Source organism: Bartonella sp. JB63 (assembly GCF_002022665.1).
Lineage (GTDB): Bacteria > Pseudomonadota > Alphaproteobacteria > Rhizobiales > Rhizobiaceae > Bartonella.
Genome location: NZ_CP019788.1, coordinates 1,151,964 through 1,178,270 on the forward strand (window position 1 = coordinate 1,151,964; position 26,307 = coordinate 1,178,270).

General features: G+C 40.1%; 25 protein-coding genes, 1 tRNA gene and 1 other RNA gene. 10 read left to right on the forward strand and 17 right to left on the reverse strand.

The features are described 5' to 3' along the window. Nucleotides 1-26: 26 nt before the first annotated feature. The 11 genes from BJB63x_RS05025 to infA all read right to left on the reverse strand — a co-directional run bounded on the left by BJB63x_RS05025 (nucleotide 27) and on the right by infA (nucleotide 13,581). Nucleotides 27-1,490 (reverse strand): hypothetical protein, encoded by a 1,464-nt coding sequence (locus BJB63x_RS05025; protein ID WP_078719256.1) that lies wholly within the window; start codon nucleotides 1,488-1,490, stop codon nucleotides 27-29. Beyond that, nucleotides 1,491-2,210: a hypothetical protein gene (locus BJB63x_RS05030; RefSeq protein WP_236823850.1), complete on the reverse strand. Its 720-nt coding sequence runs from the start codon at nucleotides 2,208-2,210 to the stop codon at nucleotides 1,491-1,493. A 64-nt stretch (nucleotides 2,211-2,274) separates the two neighbouring features. Continuing rightward, nucleotides 2,275-3,408, reverse strand: coding sequence for a N4-gp56 family major capsid protein (locus BJB63x_RS05035; RefSeq protein ID WP_078719257.1), 1,134 nt, complete (start codon nucleotides 3,406-3,408; stop codon nucleotides 2,275-2,277). Between the two features lie 137 nt (nucleotides 3,409-3,545). After that, nucleotides 3,546-4,436, reverse strand: coding sequence for a hypothetical protein (locus BJB63x_RS05040; RefSeq protein WP_078719258.1), 891 nt, complete (start codon nucleotides 4,434-4,436; stop codon nucleotides 3,546-3,548). Nucleotides 4,437-4,503: 67 nt separating this feature from the next. Further along, nucleotides 4,504-6,321, reverse strand: coding sequence for a portal protein (locus tag BJB63x_RS05045; protein WP_078719562.1), 1,818 nt, complete (start codon nucleotides 6,319-6,321; stop codon nucleotides 4,504-4,506). Further along, the gene (locus tag BJB63x_RS05050) at nucleotides 6,321-7,649 is read right to left on the reverse strand and encodes a PBSX family phage terminase large subunit (RefSeq protein ID WP_078719259.1); all 1,329 of its coding nucleotides are present in this window, start codon (nucleotides 7,647-7,649) and stop codon (nucleotides 6,321-6,323) included. Before BJB63x_RS05050 ends, BJB63x_RS05045 begins: the two co-directional genes overlap by 1 nt. 64 nt (nucleotides 7,650-7,713) lie before the next feature. After that, on the reverse strand, nucleotides 7,714-8,046 hold the full coding sequence (locus BJB63x_RS05055; protein ID WP_078719260.1) for a hypothetical protein: 333 nt from the start codon (nucleotides 8,044-8,046) through the stop codon (nucleotides 7,714-7,716). Nucleotides 8,047-9,135: 1,089 nt separating this feature from the next. Further along, entirely contained in the window at nucleotides 9,136-11,736 is a 2,601-nt protein-coding gene (gene clpB / locus BJB63x_RS05060; RefSeq protein ID WP_078719261.1) for an ATP-dependent chaperone ClpB, read from the reverse strand. Between the two features lie 455 nt (nucleotides 11,737-12,191). Continuing rightward, nucleotides 12,192-12,380: a DNA gyrase inhibitor YacG gene (yacG, locus tag BJB63x_RS05065; RefSeq protein WP_078719563.1), complete on the reverse strand. Its 189-nt coding sequence runs from the start codon at nucleotides 12,378-12,380 to the stop codon at nucleotides 12,192-12,194. A 114-nt stretch (nucleotides 12,381-12,494) separates the two neighbouring features. Continuing rightward, a complete protein-coding gene (locus BJB63x_RS05070; RefSeq protein ID WP_078719262.1) occupies nucleotides 12,495-13,139 on the reverse strand; it encodes a Maf family nucleotide pyrophosphatase in 645 nt (214 codons plus the stop codon). A gap of 223 nt (nucleotides 13,140-13,362) precedes the next feature. Beyond that, complete coding sequence (gene infA / locus BJB63x_RS05075) at nucleotides 13,363-13,581, reverse strand: translation initiation factor IF-1 (RefSeq protein WP_013545481.1); 219 nt, start codon at nucleotides 13,579-13,581, stop codon at nucleotides 13,363-13,365. A 540-nt stretch (nucleotides 13,582-14,121) separates the two neighbouring features. Here infA and purE point away from each other — a divergent pair. The 7 genes from purE (at nucleotide 14,122) to BJB63x_RS05110 (ending at nucleotide 18,907) form a co-directional block, all read left to right on the forward strand. Beyond that, the gene (purE, locus tag BJB63x_RS05080) at nucleotides 14,122-14,637 is read left to right on the forward strand and encodes a 5-(carboxyamino)imidazole ribonucleotide mutase (protein WP_078719564.1); all 516 of its coding nucleotides are present in this window, start codon (nucleotides 14,122-14,124) and stop codon (nucleotides 14,635-14,637) included. Next, on the forward strand, nucleotides 14,621-15,736 hold the full coding sequence (locus BJB63x_RS05085) for a 5-(carboxyamino)imidazole ribonucleotide synthase (protein ID WP_078719263.1): 1,116 nt from the start codon (nucleotides 14,621-14,623) through the stop codon (nucleotides 15,734-15,736). The genes purE and BJB63x_RS05085 overlap by 17 nt, the downstream gene beginning before the upstream one ends. A 417-nt stretch (nucleotides 15,737-16,153) precedes the next feature. Beyond that, nucleotides 16,154-16,279, forward strand: a complete 126-nt coding sequence (gene ykgO, locus BJB63x_RS05090) for a type B 50S ribosomal protein L36 (protein ID WP_078719264.1) — start codon at nucleotides 16,154-16,156, stop codon at nucleotides 16,277-16,279. Next, complete coding sequence (locus BJB63x_RS05095; RefSeq protein ID WP_078719265.1) at nucleotides 16,279-17,130, forward strand: tetratricopeptide repeat protein; 852 nt, start codon at nucleotides 16,279-16,281, stop codon at nucleotides 17,128-17,130. The genes ykgO and BJB63x_RS05095 overlap by 1 nt, the downstream gene beginning before the upstream one ends. An 84-nt stretch (nucleotides 17,131-17,214) precedes the next feature. Continuing rightward, nucleotides 17,215-17,375, forward strand: a non-coding RNA gene (ssrS, locus tag BJB63x_RS05100) — 6S RNA. 74 nt (nucleotides 17,376-17,449) lie between these two features. Then, nucleotides 17,450-18,052: a 5-formyltetrahydrofolate cyclo-ligase gene (locus BJB63x_RS05105; RefSeq protein WP_078719266.1), complete on the forward strand. Its 603-nt coding sequence runs from the start codon at nucleotides 17,450-17,452 to the stop codon at nucleotides 18,050-18,052. A 3-nt stretch (nucleotides 18,053-18,055) separates the two neighbouring features. Beyond that, nucleotides 18,056-18,907 carry a TIGR00282 family metallophosphoesterase gene (locus BJB63x_RS05110; RefSeq protein WP_078719267.1) on the forward strand — a complete coding sequence of 284 codons (852 nt, stop codon included), beginning with the start codon at nucleotides 18,056-18,058 and terminating at the stop codon, nucleotides 18,905-18,907. A gap of 129 nt (nucleotides 18,908-19,036) precedes the next feature. Here BJB63x_RS05110 and murA read toward each other — a convergent pair whose 3' ends face one another. Together murA and BJB63x_RS06600 are read right to left on the reverse strand one after the other, a co-directional pair. Then, nucleotides 19,037-20,329 (reverse strand): UDP-N-acetylglucosamine 1-carboxyvinyltransferase, encoded by a 1,293-nt coding sequence (gene murA / locus BJB63x_RS05115; RefSeq protein ID WP_078719268.1) that lies wholly within the window; start codon nucleotides 20,327-20,329, stop codon nucleotides 19,037-19,039. A 175-nt stretch (nucleotides 20,330-20,504) separates the two neighbouring features. Beyond that, nucleotides 20,505-20,657, reverse strand: coding sequence for a hypothetical protein (locus tag BJB63x_RS06600; RefSeq protein WP_194284782.1), 153 nt, complete (start codon nucleotides 20,655-20,657; stop codon nucleotides 20,505-20,507). A gap of 196 nt (nucleotides 20,658-20,853) precedes the next feature. Here BJB63x_RS06600 and BJB63x_RS05120 point away from each other — a divergent pair. After that, nucleotides 20,854-20,928 (forward strand) — tRNA-Thr (locus tag BJB63x_RS05120). Nucleotides 20,929-20,956: 28 nt separating this feature from the next. Here the strand turns inward: BJB63x_RS05120 and BJB63x_RS05125 are convergent. From BJB63x_RS05125 to BJB63x_RS05140, 4 genes are all read right to left on the reverse strand, one after another. Next, nucleotides 20,957-21,574, reverse strand: coding sequence for a lambda exonuclease family protein (locus tag BJB63x_RS05125; RefSeq protein WP_078719269.1), 618 nt, complete (start codon nucleotides 21,572-21,574; stop codon nucleotides 20,957-20,959). A gap of 234 nt (nucleotides 21,575-21,808) precedes the next feature. Next, nucleotides 21,809-22,000: a hypothetical protein gene (locus BJB63x_RS05130; RefSeq protein WP_078719565.1), complete on the reverse strand. Its 192-nt coding sequence runs from the start codon at nucleotides 21,998-22,000 to the stop codon at nucleotides 21,809-21,811. Nucleotides 22,001-22,010: 10 nt separating this feature from the next. Next, nucleotides 22,011-22,391, reverse strand: coding sequence for a hypothetical protein (locus tag BJB63x_RS05135; RefSeq protein WP_078719270.1), 381 nt, complete (start codon nucleotides 22,389-22,391; stop codon nucleotides 22,011-22,013). Nucleotides 22,392-22,697: 306 nt separating this feature from the next. Beyond that, the gene (locus BJB63x_RS05140; protein WP_078719271.1) at nucleotides 22,698-23,015 is read right to left on the reverse strand and encodes a helix-turn-helix domain-containing protein; all 318 of its coding nucleotides are present in this window, start codon (nucleotides 23,013-23,015) and stop codon (nucleotides 22,698-22,700) included. A 421-nt stretch (nucleotides 23,016-23,436) separates the two neighbouring features. Between BJB63x_RS05140 and BJB63x_RS05145 the strand changes: the two genes are divergently transcribed. Continuing rightward, on the forward strand, nucleotides 23,437-24,309 hold the full coding sequence (locus BJB63x_RS05145; RefSeq protein ID WP_078719272.1) for a YdaU family protein: 873 nt from the start codon (nucleotides 23,437-23,439) through the stop codon (nucleotides 24,307-24,309). A gap of 1 nt (nucleotide 24,310) precedes the next feature. After that, on the forward strand, nucleotides 24,311-26,227 hold the full coding sequence (locus BJB63x_RS05150) for a toprim domain-containing protein (RefSeq protein WP_078719566.1): 1,917 nt from the start codon (nucleotides 24,311-24,313) through the stop codon (nucleotides 26,225-26,227). Nucleotides 26,228-26,307: the final 80 nt, after the last annotated feature.

Genomic DNA, 26,307 nt, shown 5'->3' on the forward strand with positions numbered 1-26,307 from the left:
ACACATTTAGTTATTTTGAGGCATGCTTAACGCATACCGGCAGATCGCAACTCAACATCGAATCCAGTCACGTGAGACCAATTAACCCCTTCCGGTATCCGAAGCTTAAAACGATAAAACCGTGCTCTAGCACGAGAATGAATTTGCCCTGTATGTGCAGAAGGTTGTCTTTCTGGCAACCAAACAGTTTCTTCTTCAAGAGCTTGACGAAAACGCATACCAATCGACAAGTAAAATGTTTCACTATTCACCTGAGGCATAATATTTTTCACCCGAGTCATCATGCCATCCGTCTGTCCCATTTCTTGCGAGGTCACCACACAAGCCATAGGAGGGCCGGAAAATGATCCGAGCCTACCTTCATGATCGAAAGCTCCTAAAATTGGTGTTTCATTTTCCCACACTTTACTATCAAGAGAAAAAGGTAAATCATCCAAACTTTCTGAAACCCGATCAAGCCCTTCTAAAGTATATCCGGCCAGAAAAATAGGTAAAATTATTTTGATATTTACCGTCGCTTTTGTCCACTTTTGTAATCCCCAATCATAAATCAGCAGGATCCGTTCTTCGATCATTTCATCAGCATCGATAATCCAATAAACCCGATTGTAAACGCCATCGATTGCAGCACTCAAAGTGGACAATTGGTTCTCTGAGGTTTCTGCCACCATGGTTCGATCCACCTTTTCGAATCCAATGGGAGTAATCCGTCCATCGGTTGTAATTTGATAAAAACCTCCATCATCGGCAAAGAAAGCAAGATCCCCACGGCAAACGATTGATTCAGCATTCTTTGCTCCGCGTTTATCATGTATTTTTTGAAAACTGAAGATAATTTTAGATCCTGGGATAAAAGAGCCTGCATAAATTGCAGAACGCATAAAGATTAGCGGATTTGTTGTTTCAGTTGCTCCTTGAACATATCCCCCATCAGGAAAATCTTGATAATCGCAGCTTTTCTTCCCTACAGTCCAAAACTCAGGATCATTTAGCCCAGACCAATGGACGCGTCTTGGATGTTCGGGTAATTTCATTAAACAGACGAAATCACCCCAAACACGGACAATTCCTGCTTGTGGAGGATTCCCACCTAAATCTCTGAAATTTTCATCTTGATTAATATCAATGACTTGTGGTTTATTATTAGCATTAACAGCGATAACATAATCACCAAACAAAGCAAAAGACCAAGGTGCATCAACATTGGCAAAATAAGATTTACCTTTACCCGTGACATCTTTCCACTGCAACGTTGTATTACTGAGCTGATAGATTTTTTTTTCTGTTCCAACAATAATCGATACACCATTTTTTGTTTTTACAGCGATAGCACCTAAAATAGCCTCCGGACAGGGCTCTGAAAATGAACTAAAACTTGGCATTGGAATATAAGATCCATCTGCAGGGAGTACATTAATAAGCTCATCGGTAAAGAGACTATTGATATTAGCGACATCGGGACGATAATCCGCGATAGAGAAAAAAGTCATTTAAAACCCCGTTGAAAGAATATTAGAGCATCCTTCGCGACGTGATGTTTCGTACCGCAAGAATTGGAGCTGTTCTTGAAAATCCTTAAACGAAACAGTCGCATATTCAGGATCTTTGAGAATATTTTTATAGAGTTCGTATTTTGCTCGTGCTTTAATCAAATCGAAAGCATAAATAAACCAAGGGTTTTCATCCTGTAGGGTAAGGATATCAGAAAAGTGTGCTGATCTCCAAAAGAGGCGGACAGTTTCAACAGTGTTGGGTGTTGGGAAAAGTCCGATTTTTTGATCCAAAAAAGTATAGAATACGGGTATTCCTTGAACTAAATGGTTTTTTTTATATTCTTTTTGCCCCTTCTTCATCGACTTGTAGAGAAGGGGTATTGGCTTTGCTTTTTTTTGTTCGAGCACTAAAGACTCAATGACCATTTCTGTTTCAAGAAAGGTGGTATCTTCATATTCATACCATGTTTTTCCGCTTTGTGTTTTAAAGCTTATTTCTCTCATTTTATTGAAGAAGAAAGGTTCTCGTTCACACAAACGAAGAGCAGTTAAAATGGAATCTTGAATTTGGACAGAATATTCAGCTGTTGTATCATCGATTTCATCTTGAATTAGCGTTACCATTTGCTCAAATGTTTTGGCATGACCTGAGAATTTTGTAACAAATGAATAGGATTTGGCGGTAGATTTTATCGAAGAATATTCAGGAATAGACATAGGAATTCCTTTGTATTTTGGTTCCTCCCAAGGGTGCTAGTTGGGAGAGAACTTTAAAAAACTTTTAAGAAGGTGCACCATAGGTTGAAATCACGATGGTACCAAAATCTTGAGCCGATTGAACATCCTTGCTTGGCAATTGAAAACAAGTTTTTTTCATGCCAATAATTGTTTTTGCAGCAACACCGAATTCACGTTCATAATCAAAGAGTTCTTCGACCAATTTATAGCGTGTAGCTCCCCGATCCTTACCAAAAGCGATAACAGCACTTTGTGCTCCCAACAAAACAGCACGACGCACATTAGGCACCGCAGTATCATTGCTATCGTCTCCGGATCCGGCATTTACCCCTTCTGTGACATGTTCTGCTTCTCGTAAAATGACCCCATTATACATTCCCAATGAGCCATTATAGATGGGGTTTTTCATGCGGCTTCCACTATAAATTGCTTTAGTAATGTCGAGCCACTGTCCTGGTTGTGTATTGGTCCGCAATTGCGTGACTTGCGTTGGATGGAGATAAAGCACATAAACATTTTCCCCATTAACCCGCACAGGTCTGATTTTTGGATTAGCAAGTTTAGCGCGTTCGACAGCTTTATCAATCAACTTAAAAGTAAAGACATCTTCTGCTTTAAGATCTGAATCTTTTTTTCTCTCCCCAGGGCGCAATATCCGTTTAGCAGTTGGTTCAGTGGGTGGGTTAAATCCATAATGAACAGGCTTGAGTGTAATGGTTCGCCCTTCAAAATTGATGGTTTTTGCGGTATATCCACAGACTTGGATAAAGAACATCATACTTAAGCGATCTGCATACCAATCAACGAGACCATTTTTAGCTTCTGTCCGCAAATTATGTAAAATCCGTTGTTGATCAATTGTCCCTTCATTTTTGACACGCACAGCATGAGAAAGTTCATTAATAACCAAGCGATCATTAAGGAATTGTAAAGCTTCTTCTTTTCCCTCAAGAGCTTGGCCCTCGCTGACCCCATCGCCATACAATTGGACACGCAAACCAAAACTAATAGAATCTCCATTGGCTTTATTGGTCTCATCTTTCAATTGGATAATGCTATTGGAATCTTTTCCAATCAGCGGTGCAATAGAAATTGCTTTTGAGACTTCTTGATTGAGTAATTTCGACCATGTGCGTACAGCTATTGGGTCGTTGATTCCAATGCTTGTTACAGCCATTTTTTCCCCCTTGTAATTTTGATATAAAAAAACCGGCACTATGCCGGATATTTATTTCCTCTCTCTTGATCATCAGAATATCTTGGTCATCAAAACAGAAAATTTTTTCTTACTTCCTTAAACAGTTTTTCCTCTCTTTAAAGATCTTCACCACTCATTAAATGATGAAAAGCAGCTTTATTTTTTGGATTATCGATCCAAACAGTAAATTCTGCCTCGGACATTTTATCGAGAAGCTCCAAAGAAATTGGTCCATTCGTGCTCAAACCATTAGAAGCAGAAAGCGTACGAGCAGAATTTTTCCTTTCCTGGATATTTTCCCCCCGCCATACACTTTCTTGGAGGTTCTTACCCTGTATACTTCCACCCTGATGGCTCTGTATAGCTTCACCTTCATGGTTTTGTAGGGCTGTATAACCAATTGTTTGCGCAATCGTATAAATCATCTCAGCAGGATTTTTATTTTTTTTGTTACAATCTTGCACGATTTTTTTCAATTCATCTCCGATCATGGCATCAATGACTTTCGGATCTGTCAGTTCAGGGTAAAGAGAAGCACAAGCAGCCAATTGTTTTGCACGCATCTCGTAAACAAAATCAGCAGCTTGATCAAAATCGTGATGCATCTTTTTGATACTCTCCACAGACTGATGAAAAAAAGACCGCAATTTCTCTGCTTCTGAAAACTCCTGCAGTTGAGAAGCAAACTGTTCAGCTTCCAATGTCTCCTGTTTGATTTGAAGCATCTTTCCGAGCCATTGCATATAACCCATAAAGTCTTTTTGCGGATCTGGTGGCCCTTGCAAATGAGCTCCCCCCTGAGTCTTCGCCCTCTGGTCGCCTTCACTCCTTTGACCCATAGATGTTTTTTCACTTTCCTCGTCCTCTTCTGCAAGGACATTTCCTACCTCTTCCCTCCCAGAATCTTCTTCCGCTCCAGAATCTCCTCCAACACGATCATCTGTCTCTTGCAAAGAATGCTGTTCCCATGTGTGCTGTTCTTCTGATGTTAAAGTTTCTTCCTTCATTGTGCTTTCCTCATTTGCCGTAAACAACAAAACGCCCCTCATTCATGCAGAGAACGCATACAATAAATCATCCCTCAAAAGCCTGCAGAGCTTGTGCAGCCCGTACCCTTTCTGTCCCTTCTGGCAATTGTTGGAGCCCTTGTTGCCCACCGAGCACTTGATTGTTCTGCTGTGCTTTGAGTGCAATTTTATGGATGAGCGACGCAGGTAAAGGTGAATAATGTAGAAAATCGAGCAGAATTTCTGGTGTTGCGAATTGTTGCATAAGTGGAAGCAATTGCATAATAACAGAAAATGTCCGCTCTTTTTCATTAGTGCTTGTTGGGGCATCATCCACCACGATATCATATTCCAAACTCGTGACCATTTCTCGTGTAAGAGGGACATATTTAGCATTATCTTCTCCAGCGATACGGATCAAACGACCATCAGAGAGATAATTCTGGATAAGATAGAGAATAATTTTCCCCTGCCGTTGTCGATAGCGACGCAATCCATCAAAGAAGCCAGCCAACAAATTGAGTGAAGATTGCCTGCGCTGTTCTTCAAGCACACCAGGTTGATTAACAGAGCGTGTTCCAACAAATTCAGGCGACAATCCTGTCACTTGAGAAATGGCTCCTTTTGCTTCATTAAAAAGTTGAAAAAAGCCATTTGGAAACTGCGCGACGGGTTTTGGTTGCACTCTTCCGGCTGCCATAGCACCATTTTTTAGCCAGGTAATACTATCGGCTCTTGCCCAGCTTTCAACAGCTTGACGATCATCATCGAAAGCATCACGCTCTGCCATAATACCGCCTTTGGATTGACTGTTAAGCAAGTGCATAACTTGACTAAAATATTTATTAGACCAACGTTGAGGATCTTTCGTTGAACGCACAATCCCGTAAAATTGTCGACTTAATTTATCGAATGTCCCAGTAATGCATTCCCATCCTAATTGATCAGAAGGCACCAACGGTCTATCGGGTGCCTCGAGTAATTTTTTTCCCAAGAAAGCACGCTTAACAACTTTTTTTGTCATCCTTGTTGCAGAAAATGTAGGAAATTCTTTTTTGATATGTTGAAAATCCTGTTCAGAATATTCAGTAAACTGTCCGGTTTGAGGATTAAGCACCTTATAGATGACTTCGCGTTCGAACCACCGGCATTCAGCTAGTGTGACCATTTTAGGGCTCTGCAGAATGTTTTCAGCCCCCTCAAGACTTTCGTGATCTCCATCACCGTAGCTATAAGCTCCCATTCCTGTTTGTTGTTGAACCCACTCTGCGTTCAGTTCACTCCAATGCACATTCGGGAACATTTCTCGCGCCATTTCGAGGGGTTTTTCATCGATATACCAAACCCTTTGAGCATCAATAAGATTAGGCTTAACAGCGCTTGCATCCCACACCATTTTCATGGGGTCGAGCCGCGCAATGACCGGTTTCCCTCTAGGATCTTCTTCATAATCAAGCCGGGTATCGGTCCATCCCATGCCGCAAATAATGGTATCTTGAAAAGCATCGGAATCTTCATATTCACCATGAGCCTCATCGCGAAACCATTCTGCTGCTCCAGTGAGGATTTGATTAGCAATAGCAGCGCCTTCTTGCCGTGGAATAAATTGCACATGACGTTTATTGTTGCGTTCGGTTCCAACGACAGCATTAATCAAAGGTGCAATACGATTAAAGGTCATGACGGGTCTGTTTTGTTCCCGCAAGATAGCAAGATCTTGTTCGTTCCACTGTCGTCCATTGTAAAAATTATAATCTTCCTGAGCATTTTTTCGCCATTGCTCGACATGGGCAATATCTTCTTGATACCAATTAACAAGCTTTTGAAAAAGCGCCTGATGTTCAAGGTTTTCAAGCGGATCAAGAGAAGCAGTTTGCATATTCATTAAAAAGCCATCCATGATGTTGTAGAAGAAGAAAAACGCGACCGATAAACATCTCGTTTTTTGTGAGCACTGGGTTGTTCATAGGCCACACATAACAAGCCAAAACTATCGGCACCATGACTTGCCCAATCGTGTTCAGCCCCCAAGCCGATATTACGTTGCTCATCGCGTTTTTCATGATACCATGCGAGCGCTTTTCGTCCAGCTGTTGTTGTCTCACGATTAAACCATATAGCAGGGAATAATCGTCTTACAGCTTCGATACGCATTTTGACAGCGCCGACACCTTGGTTAGGAATAATTTGTGTACGAAAACCGGCTTGTTGGAGTGCACTTTCAAAACTGACATTATAGACACGATCTTTTGTAGCCCCATCATGTGGCAAAACCATCAGTGCTTTTTCATATCCCTTTTGACAGACCCATCCAATATGTTCTGATAAGGGTTGCCCTTGTGCTTCATAATAATCGAGCACGCGGATTTCGCGTCCGACAAATTGTGCCACCCATAAAGCAGTTGCATCAGCTTTAGCACCAGTTCCACCGATATCCCAAAAAATCCTGACTTGAATCAGAGGATCGCGCGGTACTTTGGTAATACGCCCATCTTGTTCTGCTTCGAGCAGCAATTTTTGATAATAAGCCCCTTGCATTGCCTGCAGATAGCCCCCTTCCCAAATATGTTGATATTGTTCGGGTCTTTGTTCTAAATCAGCTTTTCGATCGCGATTAAGTTTTGCAGGAAATTTTGGATTATCACGCCAATTGATTTCAACACCTTTGATATTAAGATCCTTGGTAAAACGGAAACGTTTTTCAACGGCAGCATTTTCTCGGCAAGGGTTCCACGTCACCCATAACTCGGAATGCCAGTCTTTTCCTTCTTCCCTGAGCGTTGGAATCAGGGTTTGCCAAGCAGCATCAGTCACTGGTTCAGCTTCATCCACCCAACAGAGCAAAATACGCCCCATAGATTTGACGCTAGCGATATTGCGATCAAGACCAGCAAAAACATAAACGATACAGCCATCTCTTGATTTGATATATTTATCACCCATCTCATAATAGTCGTTTAAAAAGGAATAGGATTCGATGGCACGTTTAATTTCTTCAAGAGAACTTTCAGCCAGTGAATTTTGGAATTGTCTCGCACAGAGGATAATGCCTCGTTCTCCGGCTTTTCCATGACGATAGCCGATCACAGCTGTCATCAAAGCGAAAGAGCGTGTTTTCCCCGATCCCCTTCCTCCCCAAGATGCACGAACATCAGCCTTTCCCGTAAATACAGGCATAAGTTTTGGAATCAGGGCAATCTGAGCGGTTGTCATTATGCACTCTTATTCTTGATAAACTCTCGTTCTTAAATCTTCTTACATCTAACCCCCATGAGAATCACATCTTATTTTCACGAGAGGCTTCATAAAATTTATCATTCATTGCCTCATTGGGGATCATCGGTACAATCTCAATCCGCGAAATCTTAGTATTCCTTTTATCTTCTTCTGTCACTTGCAAAGGTAAAATCTTTGCCAACAAAGAAAAGAAAGGCACAGGATTATTGATCGCATGATAACAAAGATAAGATACTAGCCCATCAGAACCATATTGATCACCAGCTTTCTCAGCCGCAGTAAGGAGCGCTTTTTTAAAAAGCTTTGTTGTTCTATTCATGGCTCCTTTTGATCGTCCTCTTCTCCGTAAAGGAAGAGAATTAGCCTCTATCATCAAGCAGTTCCTTTTTCATATGTCAATTTATTAAAGAAAAAACATTTTTTCATCACACCACCACTAAAAGAGAAGCAAGTGCTTTTATCAATGATAATAACGGCTCCATTTCTCAACATGATAAGCAAGATAAAATAGAAGCCTCAATCATTCATTTATTTCGATACAATCCGCTACTTCCCGAGCAAGAATTATAAACACTATCCTCAGAAAAAAGAAAGCAATCCAATAAAGGAGGAAATCATACAAAGATGATCCAATCTGTTCCGCAAATAGAGAGTCCCCTCATCACTCTTTAGACTTTTTTCACTGTGTTTGTTGGATGATATACGGATATCAGCATTTTCGCTAATAACAGAAATAAATTTTGACCTCAAAGCCACCTAATCAATGACTCTTGCCCACTTTATAAATCCTTCGTGCTCAATTATTGCTCCCCCTTCAAACTTTCAACATAATTATACGTCTAGTCTTTAATAAAAGGAGAAGCTTGAAGTGATTAGAAACTTTAATAAGCCAAACATACAGAAAGCGTCACCTATCCCTTAACAGAGAAATGTTTCATCTCCACTCCTAAAAAATTAAACAACAAAAGAGACTTAGATAATTTTTTTCTCAAAAAAAGCAGAAAAAAATCTACTATATTATATTCATTATACAAAAGGCAAGTCCGCCATTTCTCAACAAAGACCTATGCGACTTCTACCGGTACCAGCATCTTCTAACACAGAAACCTTTACTGACCTTTCTTTTATTGAAAGAATAAGATCTGTTTAATTTTCACTATTTTTCCTCCCCACCCCAACTTCTGCACGACAAAAACAGCTTTCATAACATGCTTTGAAACAACGACAAGACTTCCTCCACAACACATTAGCTCTATATGGTAAAAGCTCTACATGGCTGATTAAAATATGCTGAACTCTAACTCTGAGCCTATAATTGCCAGTACTAATCCACACATAAAAAAACTCAGTTCACTTACTGAACCAAGCTAAATTAAATAATACACACTTGTCATTATGTGTTTATAGTAGCAGTTTAGATTCACCTTGTCAAATGTTTTTAACCTTTCTGTTTTTTAATCTTTCAAGCGTTTATTTTTTCTTTTTCTGTTATAGAGGAAAAGATCAACTGCTCTCCTTCTTTTGTAATTGTTATGGTTGTGTCATCACGGATTATCCCTTTTAAAAGACTTTCTGCGAGGGGATCTTGAATTTCTCTTTGTATCATTCGCTTTAACGGCCGAGCCCCATAGAGGGGATCATAGCCTTTATGGGCGAGCAAAGTTCGAGCTTCTGGTTTGATTTGCAAGGTAATTTTGCGTTCACTAAGTAAATTTTGTAAGTGTTGAATTTGAATATCGACGATTGCTTCAATATCTTTGCGTTGTAATCTTTGAAAGAGGATAATTTCATCGACGCGATTAAGGAATTCTGGCCGGAAAGCGGCTTTGACTCCTTGCATTACTTCTTCTTTTGCTTGCGGTGTTATTTGCCCTTCGGGTAATGCTGTCAAGCTTTCTGCTCCGAGATTAGAAGTCATAATGAGGACAGTATTTCGAAAATCGACGGTTCGTCCTTGACTATCTGTCAAACGTCCTTCATCGAGCACTTGTAGCAAGAGATTAAAGATATCAGGATGCGCTTTTTCAATTTCATCGAAGAGAATAACTTGATACGGTCTACGTCTGACAGCTTCGGTGAGGAGTCCTCCTTCTTCATATCCGACATATCCCGGGGGAGCACCGATCAATCGTGCTCCGGCATGTTTTTCCATATATTCGGACATATCGATCCGCAACATAGCCTGAGCATCTTGAAAGAGAAAAGCAGCAAGAGCTTTTGTCAGTTCTGTTTTTCCAACCCCTGTTGGTCCTAGGAACATAAACGATCCGATAGGACGGTTAGGGTCTTGTAATCCGGCTCGTGCACGTCGTACAGCTCGCGCAATAGCTTGTACAGCTTCGGTTTGCCCAACCACCCGTTTACTGATTTCATCTTCCATTCGCAATAATTTTTCTCGTTCGCCTTCGAGCATTCGATCGATGGGGATCCCTGTCCAACGAGAAACAATTTGAGCAATATGCTCTGCAGTAACAATTTCTTCGACCAGATTATTTTGTTGGTCGTCATTTTCTGCAACATTGAGTTGTTTTTCGAGTTCAGGAATGACACTATAGGCCAGTTCACCAGCGCGTTGGAACTGTCCATTTCGTTGTGCAATAGCCAAAGCATTTCGTGCTTCTTCGAGCTGTTTTTTGAGATCGGCAGCATAGCCTAATTTTTGTTTTTCGGCTTGCCAAGCTTGTGTCATTTCTGTTGAGCTTTTTTCCAAAGTTTCGAGTTCGGCTTTGACGGTTTTCAAACGTTCTTCTGCTGCGGGATCGACTTCCGTTTTCAACGCTTCCTGTTCGATTTTCAACTGCATAATACGCCGATCGATTGCATCGAGTTCTTCCGGTTTTGAATCAACCTGCATCCGCAAGCGTGCAGCAGCTTCATCGATCAAATCGATCGCTTTATCGGGCAAAAAACGATCAGCAATATAGCGTTGAGATAATCGTGCAGCAGCAATCAAAGCACTATCAGCTAAGCGTACTTTGTGATGTTGTTCGTATTTTTCTTTGATGCCTCGCAAGATAGAGATACTATCCTCCACAGTTGGCTCAGGGACGAAGACAGGTTGGAAACGTCGTGCTAAAGCGGCATCTTTTTCAACATATTTTCGATATTCATCAAGCGTTGTAGCGCCGACACAATGGAGTTCACCACGAGCGAGAGCGGGTTTGAGCAAATTAGAAGCATCCATAGGTCCATCCGATTTCCCAGCTCCGACGAGATTATGCAATTCATCGATGAAGAGAATAATTTGTCCATTTTCGGCTTGAATATCTGTGAGAACGGCCTTCAAACGTTCTTCAAATTCGCCTCGATATTTTGCACCAGCGATAAGGGCTCCCATATCGAGAGCATAGAGCTGTTTATCGCGCAATGTTTCAGGCACATCACCATTGACAATGCGGAGAGCTAATCCTTCTACGATAGCGGTTTTTCCGACTCCTGGCTCTCCAATCAGTACGGGATTATTTTTAGTTCGACGTGATAAGACTTGCACAGTTCTTCTAATTTCTTCTTCTCGTCCAATCACAGGATCGAGTTTTCCCTCTCGTGCTTCTTTTGTTAAATCACGGGCATATTTTTCCAAGGCTTCATATTGGCTTTCGGCATGACGACTTGTTGCAGTTTTTCCCTTTCGCATGACATTGATGACCTGCTCAAGCTCTTGAGCTTTCACCCCACCTCCTGTCAAAATATCTGCCGTTTTTGCACTTTTTTCGAGAAGTAAAGCTTGTAAAACACGTTCCACTGTCACAAACTGATCATTTGCTTTTTGGGCGATTTCTTCTGCTTTTGCGAAGACTTTTGCCAAAGACTGAGACATATAGAGCTGTCCATTTCCACCCTGTACTTTTGGCAAAGCATCGAGAGCTTCTTTGAGTTCTTTTTGAATAGCAGGCAAATTCCCCCCTGCTTTTTGGATCAAAGAAACTGCCAATCCTTGACTATCCTCTAAGAGCGCTTTCAAGAAATGTTCAGGCATAAACTGCTGATGATCAGACGCAAGAGCACTGCTTTGTGCTGCTTGTAAAAAACCTTGAAACCGTTCGCTATATTTTTCCAAATTCATATTTTTCTTTCTTTCTGCCTTTACAGATTCTTTGTCCTCACGCGCTTGTATTTTATCGCTTAATATTCCTTTTCAAGAATCTTCACGATTTTCTACACATCTATAAGCAATAATTCATTTAAATTAATATAAAGAAATATGGGAACACTCTTTTCTTATAGCAAGAGGGAAAACCTTTTTTTGAAAATCAATCTCCAATCCCTCCACTGCTCCTCTTCACAGCTCTCTTTCCACGTCGCACCATAACGAATTAGACCTGATCTAGATAACCAAGAAAGGAAAAAAACAGAATACTGGCTCATATTTTAAAATATTAAATAACGCAAACTGCCCTTAATTGAAGGCATTCATGCTCAAATAGAAGCACAACTTTTTCAGACGAATTCGTAAAAAGCACTTAATTTTAACCACAAATAGTGGTGTGGCGATTTTCCTTTTTACAAAATTTTTCTTTTTTACTCTTCCTCATCGGTTTTTTGAAGTGGAGGAGGTAAAATATATGCCCCAGAAAGCCAACGGTTCAGATCGACTGCACGACACCGTGATGAACAAAAAGGGTAAGAATCCTGCTGAGACATTTTTCCACATTCTGGGCAAGGGCGTGATGGACGCAGATTATTTTTCTGCAATGACAATTGATACATTTCTGCTTTTTTTTCATCTTTTTTGCGCTGTTTCATTGTTTTTTACAGCACCTTTTTTCTGTAAGCTTTTGTTTTTTTTCTGCCTTGACCTATCATTTTTCACCTATTTTGACCTTATTCATCGAAATTTTCCACCCAATGATTCAGCAATGGATACTGATAAGTCATTAAGAGATCCATTGTTTCAGCCAATGGGAGCCCTACGACGTTGGAATAAGACCCACTTATATTTGTCACGAAAGCCCCTGCTTTTCCCTGGATCGCATATCCTCCAGCTTTTCCTTCCCATTCCCCGGAAGCTAAATAGGCATTCATCATCATTTTAGTTAAGCGTTTAAACCGCACAGAACTTTCAACCAGTCTAACACTTATTTTCCCACGTTCATTCATGAGACACACGGCACTATATACTTTATGAACTCTTCCTGAAAGAAAGCGCAAACATTCATATGCTTCATCTTCTCCCTCTGCTTTAGGAAAAATGACATGTCCCACTGCCACAACTGTATCTGCAGCTAAAATTAAATATTTTTTTGCTTCTGGTTCTCTTTGACTATTTTTCTGGTCTCTTAACCAACTTTCCTTTGCTGCAAGGACTTTTGTTTTTGCCAAACGCTTTGCCATGCTTGCGGGATGCTCTCTTGATTTTGGCGTTTCATCAATATTGGTTGCATAAACAAATTTGGGCTCAACACCTATTTGTTCGAGAAGTATTAAACGCCGCGGGGAAGCAGAAGCAAGAATCAAATCAATATCCACGATAGAACCCCTTTCGCCAATTTCGAGTGCTTACGCACTTTTGTCTTAACGTCCCCACTTCATTTAAGTTTTTATACCTATGATCTTTTTTTATTTTTGATTTTTTTGATCACTGGATAAGCCTTATATCAGTTTATTCTTTTGCTAGGATTTCACTTTTTCAGCCAAAAGCCTGATTTTTAGGAATAGTTGATTTTTGATACAGAATTTTTCCTTGTGACGATTATTTATAGCGATATGTAATTCGTCCTTTTGATAAATCATAAGGGGTCATTTCCACCATAATTTTATCGCCGACCAAGACACGAATACGATTTTTGCGCATTCTTCCAGCGGTATGAGCAATAATTTCATGATCATTTTCTAGCTTTACCCGAAACATTGCGTTCGGTAAGAGTTCTGTAACGATTCCAGAAAATTCCAATACTTCTTCTTTAGACATAAAGAGTGATTTCCTTTACAATAATATGTCGTTGATTTTATATAATAAGTTGTCTTTTCTTTTTTCATATCCTATTTTGTTGATTTTGTGAACAGGGATTTAACAGAGAGAGAGATTTTCTTTTCCGCGCTTTTTATTGTTCATTAAATCTTTTTTCATTCCTTATTCTTTCTCTTTTTTCTTTATTCTAATTTTAATTTTCTTCATATGATTGCTTTTTCATTGTATAATATTAAGGAGTTCCTGAGCGTGACAGCAAACTCCACCTTTCTATCTCCTACTTTAAATTTCACAGATTCTTAATCTTCTCAATAAAACCATTATTCTATGCTCCTTTTATTTGTGATATTCTTTCTCTATCTCTTTATTTTTCTTAGAAGCTGCACTCCAATATTTATTTTCTCTCATTAAAAAGGATAAAATCTACTAATTAACTTTACAAAAAGACGACAAAACTTTTAAAAGCAATTGAATTGCCCTTTGAAGGCATGAAGCCTATTGATCGAGAACCAAGCCTTAAAAAATGAAAAAGGATATGAAATGGCTGAAAAATTGTATGACGTAGCGCTTTTAATGGGCAGCCAATCAGATTGGCATATTATGCAACATAGTTCAGATATTTTAACTGACCTCGGCATTTCTCACCTGACACAGATTATCTCGGCGCATCGAACACCTGAACGGCTTTACCAATTTGCAAAGGGAGCAAAAGCTTCTGGCTTTAAAGTTTTGATTGCTGGCGCTGGGGGAGCAGCGCATCTTCCTGGTATGTTAGCGTCTCTTACTTCTTTACCTGTTTTTGGCGTTCCGATTCACTCTCAAGCTTTGTCGGGTCAAGATTCTTTGTTTTCGATTGTGCAAATGCCGGCTGGCATACCGGTTGGCACTTTAGCGATAGGCAAAGCAGGAGCGATTAATGCGGCTCTTTTATCTGCAGCGGTTCTTGCGATTTATGATAATGTTTTATCTAAACGTTTACAGAGCTGGCGTGAAAAACAAACAACCAGCGTAGCAACGACTCCAACGATGGAAAGTGCAAATGTCTCACTATTCTGAAAGTTTATATTCTGGCAATACTATTGGCCTTCTTGGAGGAGGTCAATTAGCACGAATGTTAGCACTTGCAGCAGCGGAACTTGGTTTTAAAACACTTGTTTTAAGCCCTGAAATTGATTGCCCAGCGTCTCAAATTGGCACAGAACATATTCTTGCTTCGTACGAAGATCAAACAGCGTTAGCGCGTCTTCTTTCTGTTTGCAACGTGATAACCTACGAGTTTGAAAATCTTCCTTTGGAAATAGCGCAGTATATCGAACAAAAAAGTTATCTTTATCCCTCTTCTCAGATTTTGGAGATTTCGCAAGACCGAGTTTTTGAGAAACAATTTCTGAACGATAATGGGATTCGGACGGCTAAGTGGTACGCGGTTCATGACCGTAATTCTCTTATTGAGGGATTATCAGCTTTGGGAGGGAGTGGTCTTTTAAAGACACGCCGTTTTGGCTATGATGGCAAACACCAAATTGGTCTTCATCATCCGAATAAAGAAATCATCGATAAAGCTTTAATTGCTCTTGATCATCAACCTCTGATTTTAGAAGAGATTGTTCCTTTTTTGTTTGAAATATCTGTTGTATCAGCATCAAATCCTCAAAAAGAGCACGCTTTTTATGACTGCTGTGAAAATCAACATAGAAGCGGCATTCTTTATAAAACATTTGTGCCTTCACATGCTTCATCAAAAATACAAGAAACAGCACATGAGATCAATGCTCAGATTATGGATATTCTTGATTATGTTGGTGTTCTTTGTGTAGAATTTTTTGTCTTGACCGATGGAAGTCTTTTGGTTAACGAATTAGCGCCTCGCGTGCATAATTCGGGTCACTGGACACAAAAAGCATGCACCACTTCACAATTTGAACAGCATATCCGTGCCATTTGTGCTCTTCCTTTAGGAGATACCTCACGCCATAGCAATTGCGAGATGACAAATCTCCTTGGCATGAACTTGAAAGATTATCAAAGCTTTTTACGGCAAAAATCGACATCGGTGCATTTATACGGCAAAACTCTTGTCAAGCCAGAACGCAAAATGGGCCATGTCATCCAATTGACGGGACCAGCAACACAATCTCTCGACGCAACAAAATGAAGCACTTTGGAGAACCCGCCTTTTGGAGAGCTCCCCTTAGAGAACCTCTCCATATCTGTCACCCTTCCCCTTATAACACTTCTCCTGCAACAACACCCCCTTTCCTATAAGCCCTCTTCCTCCAACGACATCCTCCTTTTTTTCCTAGAAAAGATTATCAATCCTGAAAGATTACTCTATTTCCATAGGGATAAAGGTAAAGCGTACTTGACAAGAAAAGGACTCCCTGTTAAAAATTCACCGTTTTTATTTGTCTATTGTGGTGTGAAGTTTCATTATTTTTTTATAAAGTAGTTTCTACGATAGGGTAGTGGAAATGTTTCTGTAATGTCTTACATCCTTAAGAATACACTGTTACACTATTTAAGACTATAACATTTTGCTCATATATATAAACGTATATAAACGGTGATGATGATGAAAATTAAGAATTCGCTCAAAGCACTCAAAGAACGTCACCGTAATAATCGGTTAGTTCGTCGTAAAGGTCGTATCTATATTTTGAATAAGAGCAATCCGCGTTTTAGAGCCCGCCAGGGATAATGAATTTTAGAGAGAGATTTTTGGTTTCTGCTGTTTTTTTGTGTACATCTTTTTGTGGTGTTCATTTAAAACTTTTAAGTCTAAAACTTTTAAGACAATGGGCAAGATTTTTAAGGCAGCGGAGTATTTCTGTTTTACTTTTCAATAGTCTTTTTTTTCTTTCTCCTTGTCACAGTCAGAGTTCTCCTCCTTTATCGTTTGAAGAATCACCTTCTCCACAATTGTTTTTACCTTTAGATGACCTCATACCTGGTTTGCCATCAGCTGAATCTGAGACTTCTTCCTTATCGGAGACTCACTCAGGAGCAATTCTTCTTGAAGATTATGAATCGCTGCCTCACACTCATCGGTCCCTTTCGAATAACCGTAAAGAACAAGAGATTGTGCGTCTTTTGAAAGAATTGAAATATTGTTCTGATGCGAAGGAGGCGAAAAATCTGAGTCGTCAACTTCAGCGTTTATGGTCACGCTCAGGCAGTGAGACGGTTGATCTTTTAATGACATGGGCAGAACAAAGCATTACGGAATCGAATTACGGTTCTGCTCTTGATATAATTGATTCTGTGATATCTCTTTCTCCAACCTATGCAGAACCTTGGGTTAGGCGTGCTTGGATTCATATTCAATTAAGTGATTTTAAGCTTGCGATGATTGATCTTTCTCATGCTCTCAAACTTGAGCCTCGGAATTACATAGCTTTTTTTGAGCTTGGCATTATCATGGAAGCAACGGATCGCGCACATTTAGCGATAAAGGCTTACGAAAAGGCCCTTTCTTTTTATCCGCAAATGCAGCTTGTTCAACAACGTCTTGATATTCTTTTATCCGAACAACTGGGTCAAGAAATTTAGCAATTTTAGCAGTGATTATTTAGAGTGATAATCGGATAATTTTTTATCTAGCCGGGAAGATGAAATTGTTTTATAATGGTGAAAGGTGTTCTGCGCTTCTCGACAGGAAATAACATATTCCTGAGGCCTTATTGATTTCCAAGGGAGCTGTCCCTGAAAGAGCTCGTGGGCTTTTTCACACGGTGCCCACCTAGTATACTAGGCACTCGGAATCAACTTTTTCCATCGGCTGTTGTGGTTCACCTTTTTTATATTTTTGGTCAGTTTTTGGCTATTATTTTCTTTGATTTTTGTAATTATTGCAGGTCATTGCTTAACAATGATGGTTTCTTCCCCTTCTCTTTTTTTATCGATTCGCAACTCTTTGCGGCAATTTGGTTTATCGCAACGAAATTGTTTATCTTTAGAAGAGCGAAATATTTTTTCGCAACAGGCATGTTTGCATATTTCTGAGTATCTTGCACAAAGAGTGCATAATTTTTCACAGATTATTTTTGCTGGTTATTGGCCCATTCGTTCAGAGCTTGACCCACGTCCTTTGTTTGATTTTATTTCCTCCCGTGGTGGAAATTTAGCTTTACCGGTTGTTCTTGATCACAAGATGATGGTTTTTCGTCATTTTTCGGATGAGAAGCAATTAGAACCGATGCATTTTGGCATTTTTTGTCCTAACTCTGAACAGAGTGTTGTTTTTCCTGATTTCATCTTTGTTCCCCTTTCTGCGTTTGACCGTCAAGGTCACCGTCTTGGCTATGGAGCAGGTTATTATGACCGGGTAATTGCACATCTTCGCAACCAAGCTCATCCTGTGCATTTATTTGGTTTTGGTTTTTCGTGCCAAGAAGTTTTATCCATTCCCGCGCGAGAAGATGACCTTCTTTTAGAGGGTATTTTTACAGAAAAGGGTTTTCTTGAACCTTAAATTATGATTAAAACGCTTATGCGCTTTTTATTTTTAGGTGATGTTGTTGGACAAACGGGCTGTGCAGCTGTTTTGCGCACTCTTCCTCATTTAATTGATCAATGGCGCCTTGATTTTGTTGTTGTGAATGGTGAAAATGCCTCCAATGGCTTTGGGATTAGGGAGTCAGTTTATCAAGATTTTCTAAATGCGGGTGTTGATGTTGTTACGACGGGCAATCATGCATTTAACTGTCAAGAGACTTTAAGCTATGCATCTTATAGCGATCGTTTTTTACGCCCAGCGAATTTTGTTGAAGGCACACCTGGGAAAGGGTCTGGTTTATGGACAGCGAAAAATGGGGCCTGTGTTCTTATTGCGAATATAATGGGTGCTGTTTTTATGCCCTGCAAGGTAGAAGACCCTTTTCATACAGCGGATAAGATTATCGCAGCATGTCCTTTGCGAGAGCAAGCAGACGCTATTATTTTTGACTTTCACGCAGAAGCGACCAGCGAGAAACAATGTTTTGGTCACTTTCTTGATGGACGTGTGAGTGTTATTGTTGGAACCCATACCCATATTCCAACGGCTGACGCTCAAATTTTAGAGGGAGGCAGTGCTTATTTGTCGGATGCGGGGATGTGTGGTGATTATAATTCCTCTTTAGGGATGGACAAAGAAGAACCTTTGTACCGTTTTCTTTATAAGAAGAAGTTTAAATTTTATGAGCCTGCGAAAGGCCCAGCAACGCTTTGTGGTTTAGCGGTTGAACTTTCTGACCGTACTGGCCTTGCTGAAAAGGTTTCAGCTGTCCGCATTGGTCCCCATTTAAAGCCTGAAACTCCAGATTTTTGGGATCCTCTGTCACTTTAGGCCTCTCTGATCTCCTTCGAAACATGTACCTTTAACAACCCCATTATCCTCTCCGCAACCCCTTTGGCCTCCCCGAGCCTTCACAGTGCTGCTTTTGCGCCTATATCTTTCAAGCAGCCTCTTATTTTCTCATCCTGTTACGCGTTGAATGTTTGCACCACATTGAGCCAATTTTTCTTCCAACCGTTCAAAACCTCGATCGAGATGATAAACACGATTAACGATCGTCTTTCCCTGTGCAGCAAGTGCAGCAATAACAAGAGAAACAGAAGCACGCAAATCTGTTGCCATTACCTGTGCACCTTGCAAACGACCTGTCCCTTGAACAAATGCTGTTTGTCCACTGAGTGTAATTTGTGCACCCAAGCGGACCAATTCCTGTACGTGCATAAATCGGTTTTCGAAAATTGTTTCGGTGATATGTGCACTCCCCTGAGCCCGTGTCATAAGAGCCATGAATTGGGCTTGTAAATCTGTCGGAAAATCTGGGAAAGGACCTGTTTTGATATCTACGGATATAATCTTTTGCTCTGGGTTTCGTTTTACATTGATCCCTTCTGGTTTTATTTCGATTTCGAGCCCTGTTTTTTTGAGACATTCAAGAACTTCGGTAAGATGATGAGGATTTGCGTTTTTGAGGAAAACTTCTCCTCCTGTCATAGCGACGGCCATAGCGTATGTTCCTGCTTCGATTCGATCAGCAATGACTTGAATTCTTGCACCGTTGAGTTTTTCGACTCCGTGGATAGTGAGGGTCTGCGTTCCTTCTCCAGAGATAAGTGCACCCATAGCCTTAAGCGCTTGAATCAGATTTATAACTTCTGGCTCACAAGCGATATTATCAAGAATGGTTGTTCCTTTTGCCATGACAGCTGCCATCAAGAGCACATGTGTTCCCCCGACAGTTACTTTAGGGAAACGATAGCGTCCGCCTTTGAGACCCTCTGGCGCTTTAGCATGCACATATCCTTGTTCGATCACGATTTGTGCTCCTAGACTTTTGAGTCCTTCCAGAATAAAATCGACAGGGCGTGTTCCGATGGCGCATCCTCCAGGTAAAGAAACATAAGCTTCTCTACATCGTGCAAGCAGCGGACCAATGACCCAAAAACTTGCACGCATTTTTGTTACCAATTCATAAGGTGCATTTACTGTTGTTATTTTTTTTGCTGTAAAATGAATTGTTCTTGAATATCCGTTCTCTTGATGTGATTTTCGTCCTTCGACAGCATAACCGATCCCGTGATGATTAAGGATCCGCAATAAGAATTCGACATCGACGAGATGAGGAATATTATCTAAAGTAAGTGTCCCCTCCGTGAGCAATGCCGCAACCATAAGAGGAAGTGTAGCATTCTTAGCCCCTGAAATAGGAATAACACCATTAAGAGGATTTCCACCAATAATGTGAATAGAATCCATAATGTTTTGCCCTTTTTACTCAAGCCCAAAGTCTTCCTTTAAAAGGGCCTTTTGAAGAAAGTTCCTTTTAAAATAGGTGAACACCTTAAAGCGTTTTTTTTCTATGACTTTGAAATGAATCATCAAGAGATTTGGTTGCAAAAATCTCTTAAAAATACCTTAATTAAAATTTTTTTTATGAGTTATCCTGAAATCGTTTTCGATTTTGCTCTTTTCGACGTTTTAAATTGGCGCGTAACTGCTGAGCGAGCCTTTCTTGGCGTTGTTTTCTTTTTTCATCTTTACATTTTTTATTATTGTTTTGTTTTTGTTGATTCATTTGTGTCATGACACACTTTTTTAAACAATTTTACTCTTTTAATAACTTGAAACACGTCAAGCTCACACTATTTTTCTTTTATTTTTTTGGTTTCTCATATCACCTTTTTTGTCATGACATAAGATAAACTAACTTTCAAGAATGGATCAATGCTCTCTTGCCTATTTTGTAACAATATGGCACAAGCAGCACAAAGATTCAAAGCGCTGCGGTAGCTCAGTGGCAGAGCACTCCCTTGGTAAGGGAGAGGTCGAGAGTTCAATCCTCTCTCGCAGCACCACTATGCACTGCATACCCCCCACCCTTCTTTATAGACACATCGTTTTAAGACGATGCACCATCACTGCCAAAGCATCATTAAATCGATTGATTTCTATTTCGAGCTTCTGAATATAGGCCTCATCACGATAAGCACGCTTAATCAAAGGAGGCATATCTGGCCAATAGAGCATTAAATCAATCCATTCGCGTTGTGCAATCCACAATCCTCCTTGACATTGTGCTTTATGTTCGAGAGGAAAGTCTTTTTGCGTATAATGAGGAATCAAAATTTCAGGTTTTTTCGTTTTAATTTCCAACATCCCATTTGTCCCGATCAAAGCATCTGGAGAGACTCCTTTCAGACGATCTTCTGCCAAAATGAAGCCAACGCATTCAGGTTCCGTCTGTGTGAGAGTTCCATAAAGCTGACGCGCCTGTGGTTCTAATTCTATTCCGCGCCGCATAGGCAACGTTATCCCTTCTTCAACGAACTTTCCTGTTATTCTTTCTCCAGCAAGTTTCATCATAACAGCATTATATTTTTGGGTTTTTTTGCCATCTTGTTTTTGCGCAAGCACCATTTCGAACAAAGAAGCAGTAATTAAACCATTGCGCGCTTGGCGCCATTCACCTGTTCCTTGAACACAATCAATAATCGTTGGCATTATTTAGATGTCCTCCTCTTTGCCATTCTTGTTCCTCTTTCTGATCTGTGAAATTTTTTACCCTCGAAGATTTTTCTTTCACTCACCAACACCACTGACAAACCCGATTAAAGCCTACTAACCTCACATAGCTCAACGTAGACAGTGATATAATCACACCGCCCACCTTTCTTTCACTAAGGCTTTTTATTGCTCAAAGTTGATTTTTTTACACTGTGATCAGAAAATGCATAGCTATTTTTGAGCCACATAAAAGTCATAACGCTGATATTGAAGTGCTAACTTCTGTGCCAGGGATTCTGCCTCATACTGTGAGGTAAAAGAACAGGCATTTTTTTGTTGTGGTTCCAATTTGATAATATTTTTGGCATTTCCGGCATAATAGAGTGGCAGTCCGTAAGAAAGTGTTTTGAGATAACTTTTCATTATTTTCCCCTCAATATTCATTCAACACATCAGACCACCGCAAGCGATGTTGTTTTTCATAAGATCCGTAAAGATTATCTTCGTATTCTTGAGCAGCTTTTTGATCTAAATAAGCGTGATAAATATCACTATTGAAAATGAAAGGATGTATTTGTTCGTCATCTTCATAATTATCATGTGTTTTCATATAAAATTCAGCGATTTGTTCACTCACATCATCAGCATGGAGTGATCTTAAGTCGAGGCGTAAAAGTCGAGTCACATTATCGTGCTTATCAATCAGTTCGAGAATGTCTTCTTGCTCAATAGGACCATCATAAGCGTCGTTGATCTCATCTTCACAAAGAATGACAAGAATTTCATCCTCTTTAACGAATGATACATCTTTCATAAAATTTTTCCTCTCTTCGGCAGTTGATAAAGCTAAGCTTTTTCTTGACATGATCAAATATAGCGTTAGTCTTATATCCTCTATGGAAGATATGTCAATTATTTTATCCTTAATAAAAGATATATTATGGCTTTTGACAATGTTCAAATAAAAACGAGAACGAAGACTGTTAATCTCTTGTTCCCATTTTTGCATTGTTTCTGATAGCTCTTAATCCATAAATTTTCAATAAACGGGGGGCTGAAATGAGTGATTTTGAACTACTAAAATCTTGGAAAAAACTTGACCTAAAAACACAACAAGCTGTTATGTTTTTTCTCCATCGGGTGGTCGACGCAAAAGGGTCAAAATGGCCTTCCTCTCCTCAGGAGAAACCTGCAAAACGAGATCAATAAACTCTTGATCTTCGGGCATTGCACCTTTTCCATAGAGGATATAGCTCATACTGACATTAATGGCATGACAGACATGATAGAGTGATTCAATCGTCGGCTCTTTTCCTTCAGAAAGGATTGAATGCAAATACCCGGCCCCTTTGCCTGCAGCAAGCGAAATAGACCGTTTTGATCGTCCACTTTTTTGAAGCGCTTCCTGCAATCTTTGACGCCAACCATCAATATTCATAGTCTCACCTTATAGCCTGTCTTAAAAAATATGTTCCATAATAAAATTTGACTTGCTTTATCTTCTAAAGAGGATAAAATTAAAACTTTCATTTATTGGAGGGCTTATCATATTTTATTTTTTCATCAAAAAACACAGCATCAGCCCAGGGCTAGACAGGAATTTCTCAAAAACCCGTGTATTGTTTCTTCATCCTCTTTAATTTTACCCTTTAATACAACCTCAAATTGCAATTCTCTAGATTCTGTATAATTGATGCGTTAATTTTAAGGAAATACACAAAAAAATAATCCTCTACCAGAATAAAACAGCAACATTTTTAAAATAGTCAATTTTATCAATGCACTTTGAGAACTCTCACAATACATTTTTTGCTTTTTACTGCTTTATCCCAGATTGAAAAAAGAAAGTTTATTGAACCATGAAACAACTTTTATACTCAGAATTTCCTGATTATGAATCATCGATACTTCCTTATGTTTGTTGGTACCAGAATGATTTTCTTGGTGGAGTTCGTGGAATGCGAGCACATGAAATTGGCATTTACACGATTCTTTTGAATGAAATGTACGCGCGAGGCCGTCCTTTAGATTTATCGGTAGAACGTTTAGCGCGTCTTTGTGGTTGTGACAAGCGGACTTTTGAAGGTGTTTTAGAGATGTTGATAACGGAGGGGAAAATATTAAACCTGGCCAGTGGATTGTGGAATGCGCGCTGTGAAACTGTTTTTCATGAGCGTACAAAATTGCTTGAAAAAAAATCCTATGCTGGTCGTTCTTCAGCAAAAAAACGTAAGAAAATCAATGACCAATTTCAACATTTGTTTAACACCTCTCCACCAGATGCTGAACATAACTCAGAAGCTCAGAAAGCAGAAGAAAAAGAAACACCAATAGGTGTTTCACAAAAGAAATATTCTTCAGTTGTTTCTTCTGACTCTTTTTGTGATGTTTCTTCCCTTAAAAAAGCGACGCAGGGGTCTCGTCTTCCATCTGATTGGCGTGCTGATATTGCAGCAGCGATTTCGGAAGGTCTCAGTGAAGAGCAAGCGCATTGGCAAGAAAAAAAATTTCGTGATTATTGGCAAGCGAAAAGTGGCAAAGAGGCTATGAAGGTTGATTGGTCAGCCACTTGGCGCAATTGGTACCGCCGTGAAATTGAGCGTTTAAAAGAAAATGATCAACGGCTTTTAGTTTTGTCTTCGGCAACTTTTTCAGCACACTCTTCATCTCCCTTGGGCAGAGCTAATGAAGAAATCCTTTACAGCAACCTTATCAATTATCAGGTTGGTTAAAATGAGCACACTTTTTGAAATTAAACAAAGACTAACTGCCCAAGCGGGTTCTATTGCAGAAATGCTTCTTCCACAAGGTCGCAAACAGGGCAATTCCTGGGTTGTTGGGAATATCCGCGGTGAAGCAGGACAAAGCCTATCAATCAGCTTAAGCGGTAGTAAAGCAGGTCTTTGGTATGATTTTGCTGAAGGCAGCGGCGGCGATCTTCTTGACCTATGGTGTGGTGTTAAAGGGATCAGCCTTTCCCAAGCACTTGATGAAGCGCGCGCTTATCTCAATCTTTCTCGTCCCAAGCCTTTTATGGCTCCCCGCCATCAGTATCGTTCACCCTCTATTCCCAAAGCCAACATGCCTCAACATCAGGTTAAAACATATTTGCACAAAAAGCGTCATATTCCACTTGAAATTTTACAACGATACCAAATTGGAGAAGAGGGCAATAAAATTATTTTTCCTTTTTATAAGCCAAATGGCACCCTTGCTCTAGTGAAAGAGCGCTTAGCCGAAGACGGTGCAAAGGCAAAACCGACTCTTTCTCAGTGTGAGCCGATTCTCTTTGGCTGGCAAGCTTTGTCCTCCAAAGAACGTGCTTCAACGGATCGAACCCTGGTTATCACCGAAGGAGAGATTGACGCTCTTTCTTTAGCGACCTATGGCTATCCAGCTGTTTCAGTTCCCTTTGGCGGAGGAAAGGGGGGCAAACAAAATTGGATTGAGAATGAATTTGATCATTTAGAATCCTTTGAAACCATTTTTTTAGCCACAGATATGGATGCATCGGGGGAAGAAGCAGCTTTTGAGATTGCTCATCGCCTTGGTCGTCATCGTTGTTATCGCGTCCAGCTTCCTGGCAAAGATGCGAACGCGTGTTTACAAGCAGGTGTTGACGCTTCCATTATCCAAGAAGCTTTTTTACAGGCTCAAAGCTTTACGCCAAAGGGGTTACGTCATGCTTTGGATTATAAAGAGCAAGTAATCAACTTATTTTATCCTCCTGCAGAACAGCATCTTGGCTATACGATTCCCTATCCCCAATTGAATGGTAAGCTTTATTTTCGCCCTGCAGAATTGACCCTGTGGAGTGGGGCCAGTGGTGCAGGTAAAAGTCAACTTTTATCAGATTGCATTCCCCATTGGATTGAGCAAAAAAGCCGTCTTTGCTTAGCTTCTCTTGAAATGAAAGGCGAACAATCTTTGCGTCGTTTAACGAAGCAAACGGGTGGAACCGACCAACCAACGAAAGAAATGATTGAACGTATTCTTCATTTTTTAGATGCAGGTCTTATTCTGTATGAACATGTAGGCAAATCAAGCGTTGACACTTTACTAGATGTTTTTGACTATTGCCGTGCAAAATATGGCTGTGACCAGTTTATTATTGACAGTCTGATGCGTCTTGGGATCTCTTCTGATGACTATGCTGGGCAAGAAAAAGCTGTTTACAAAATCGTTGATTGGGCTATCTTAAACGCTGTTCACATTCATCTTGTAGCGCATACGCGCAAAAGTGGTTTAGAAAAGGATATTCCCGGCACAGAAGACATTAAAGGCGCCTCAGAAATTGGTGCAAATGCTTTTAATATTATCACCATTTGGCGTAATCGGTCTTTAGAAGATAAAATTTTTTCCGCTCATCAACCAGAAGAAAAAGCAAACTTAACGCAACGTCCAGGTGTCATTATGAATATCGCCAAACAACGCTCTGGTGATTTTGAAGGGAAAATCGGTCTCTGGTTTGACCCCAAAACTTACCGTTATCGTTGTTCTTCTTCTGCTTCATCGACTCTGCGACGCTATATTGAACGCGACCACAACAGTTCTTTGAAACCAAAAGAAAGCTATCCCTCCCCTCACATATTGCATCATTTCCCTACATCTCCTCCACCACAAGAATCTCCTTCTTTTTCCCCTCCATGACCTTTTTCCTCTCCATTGACCTTTCTCGACAAATAATAACTCTTCAATACAAAAGAATCAGTCTCTTTAAAACAAGGCTT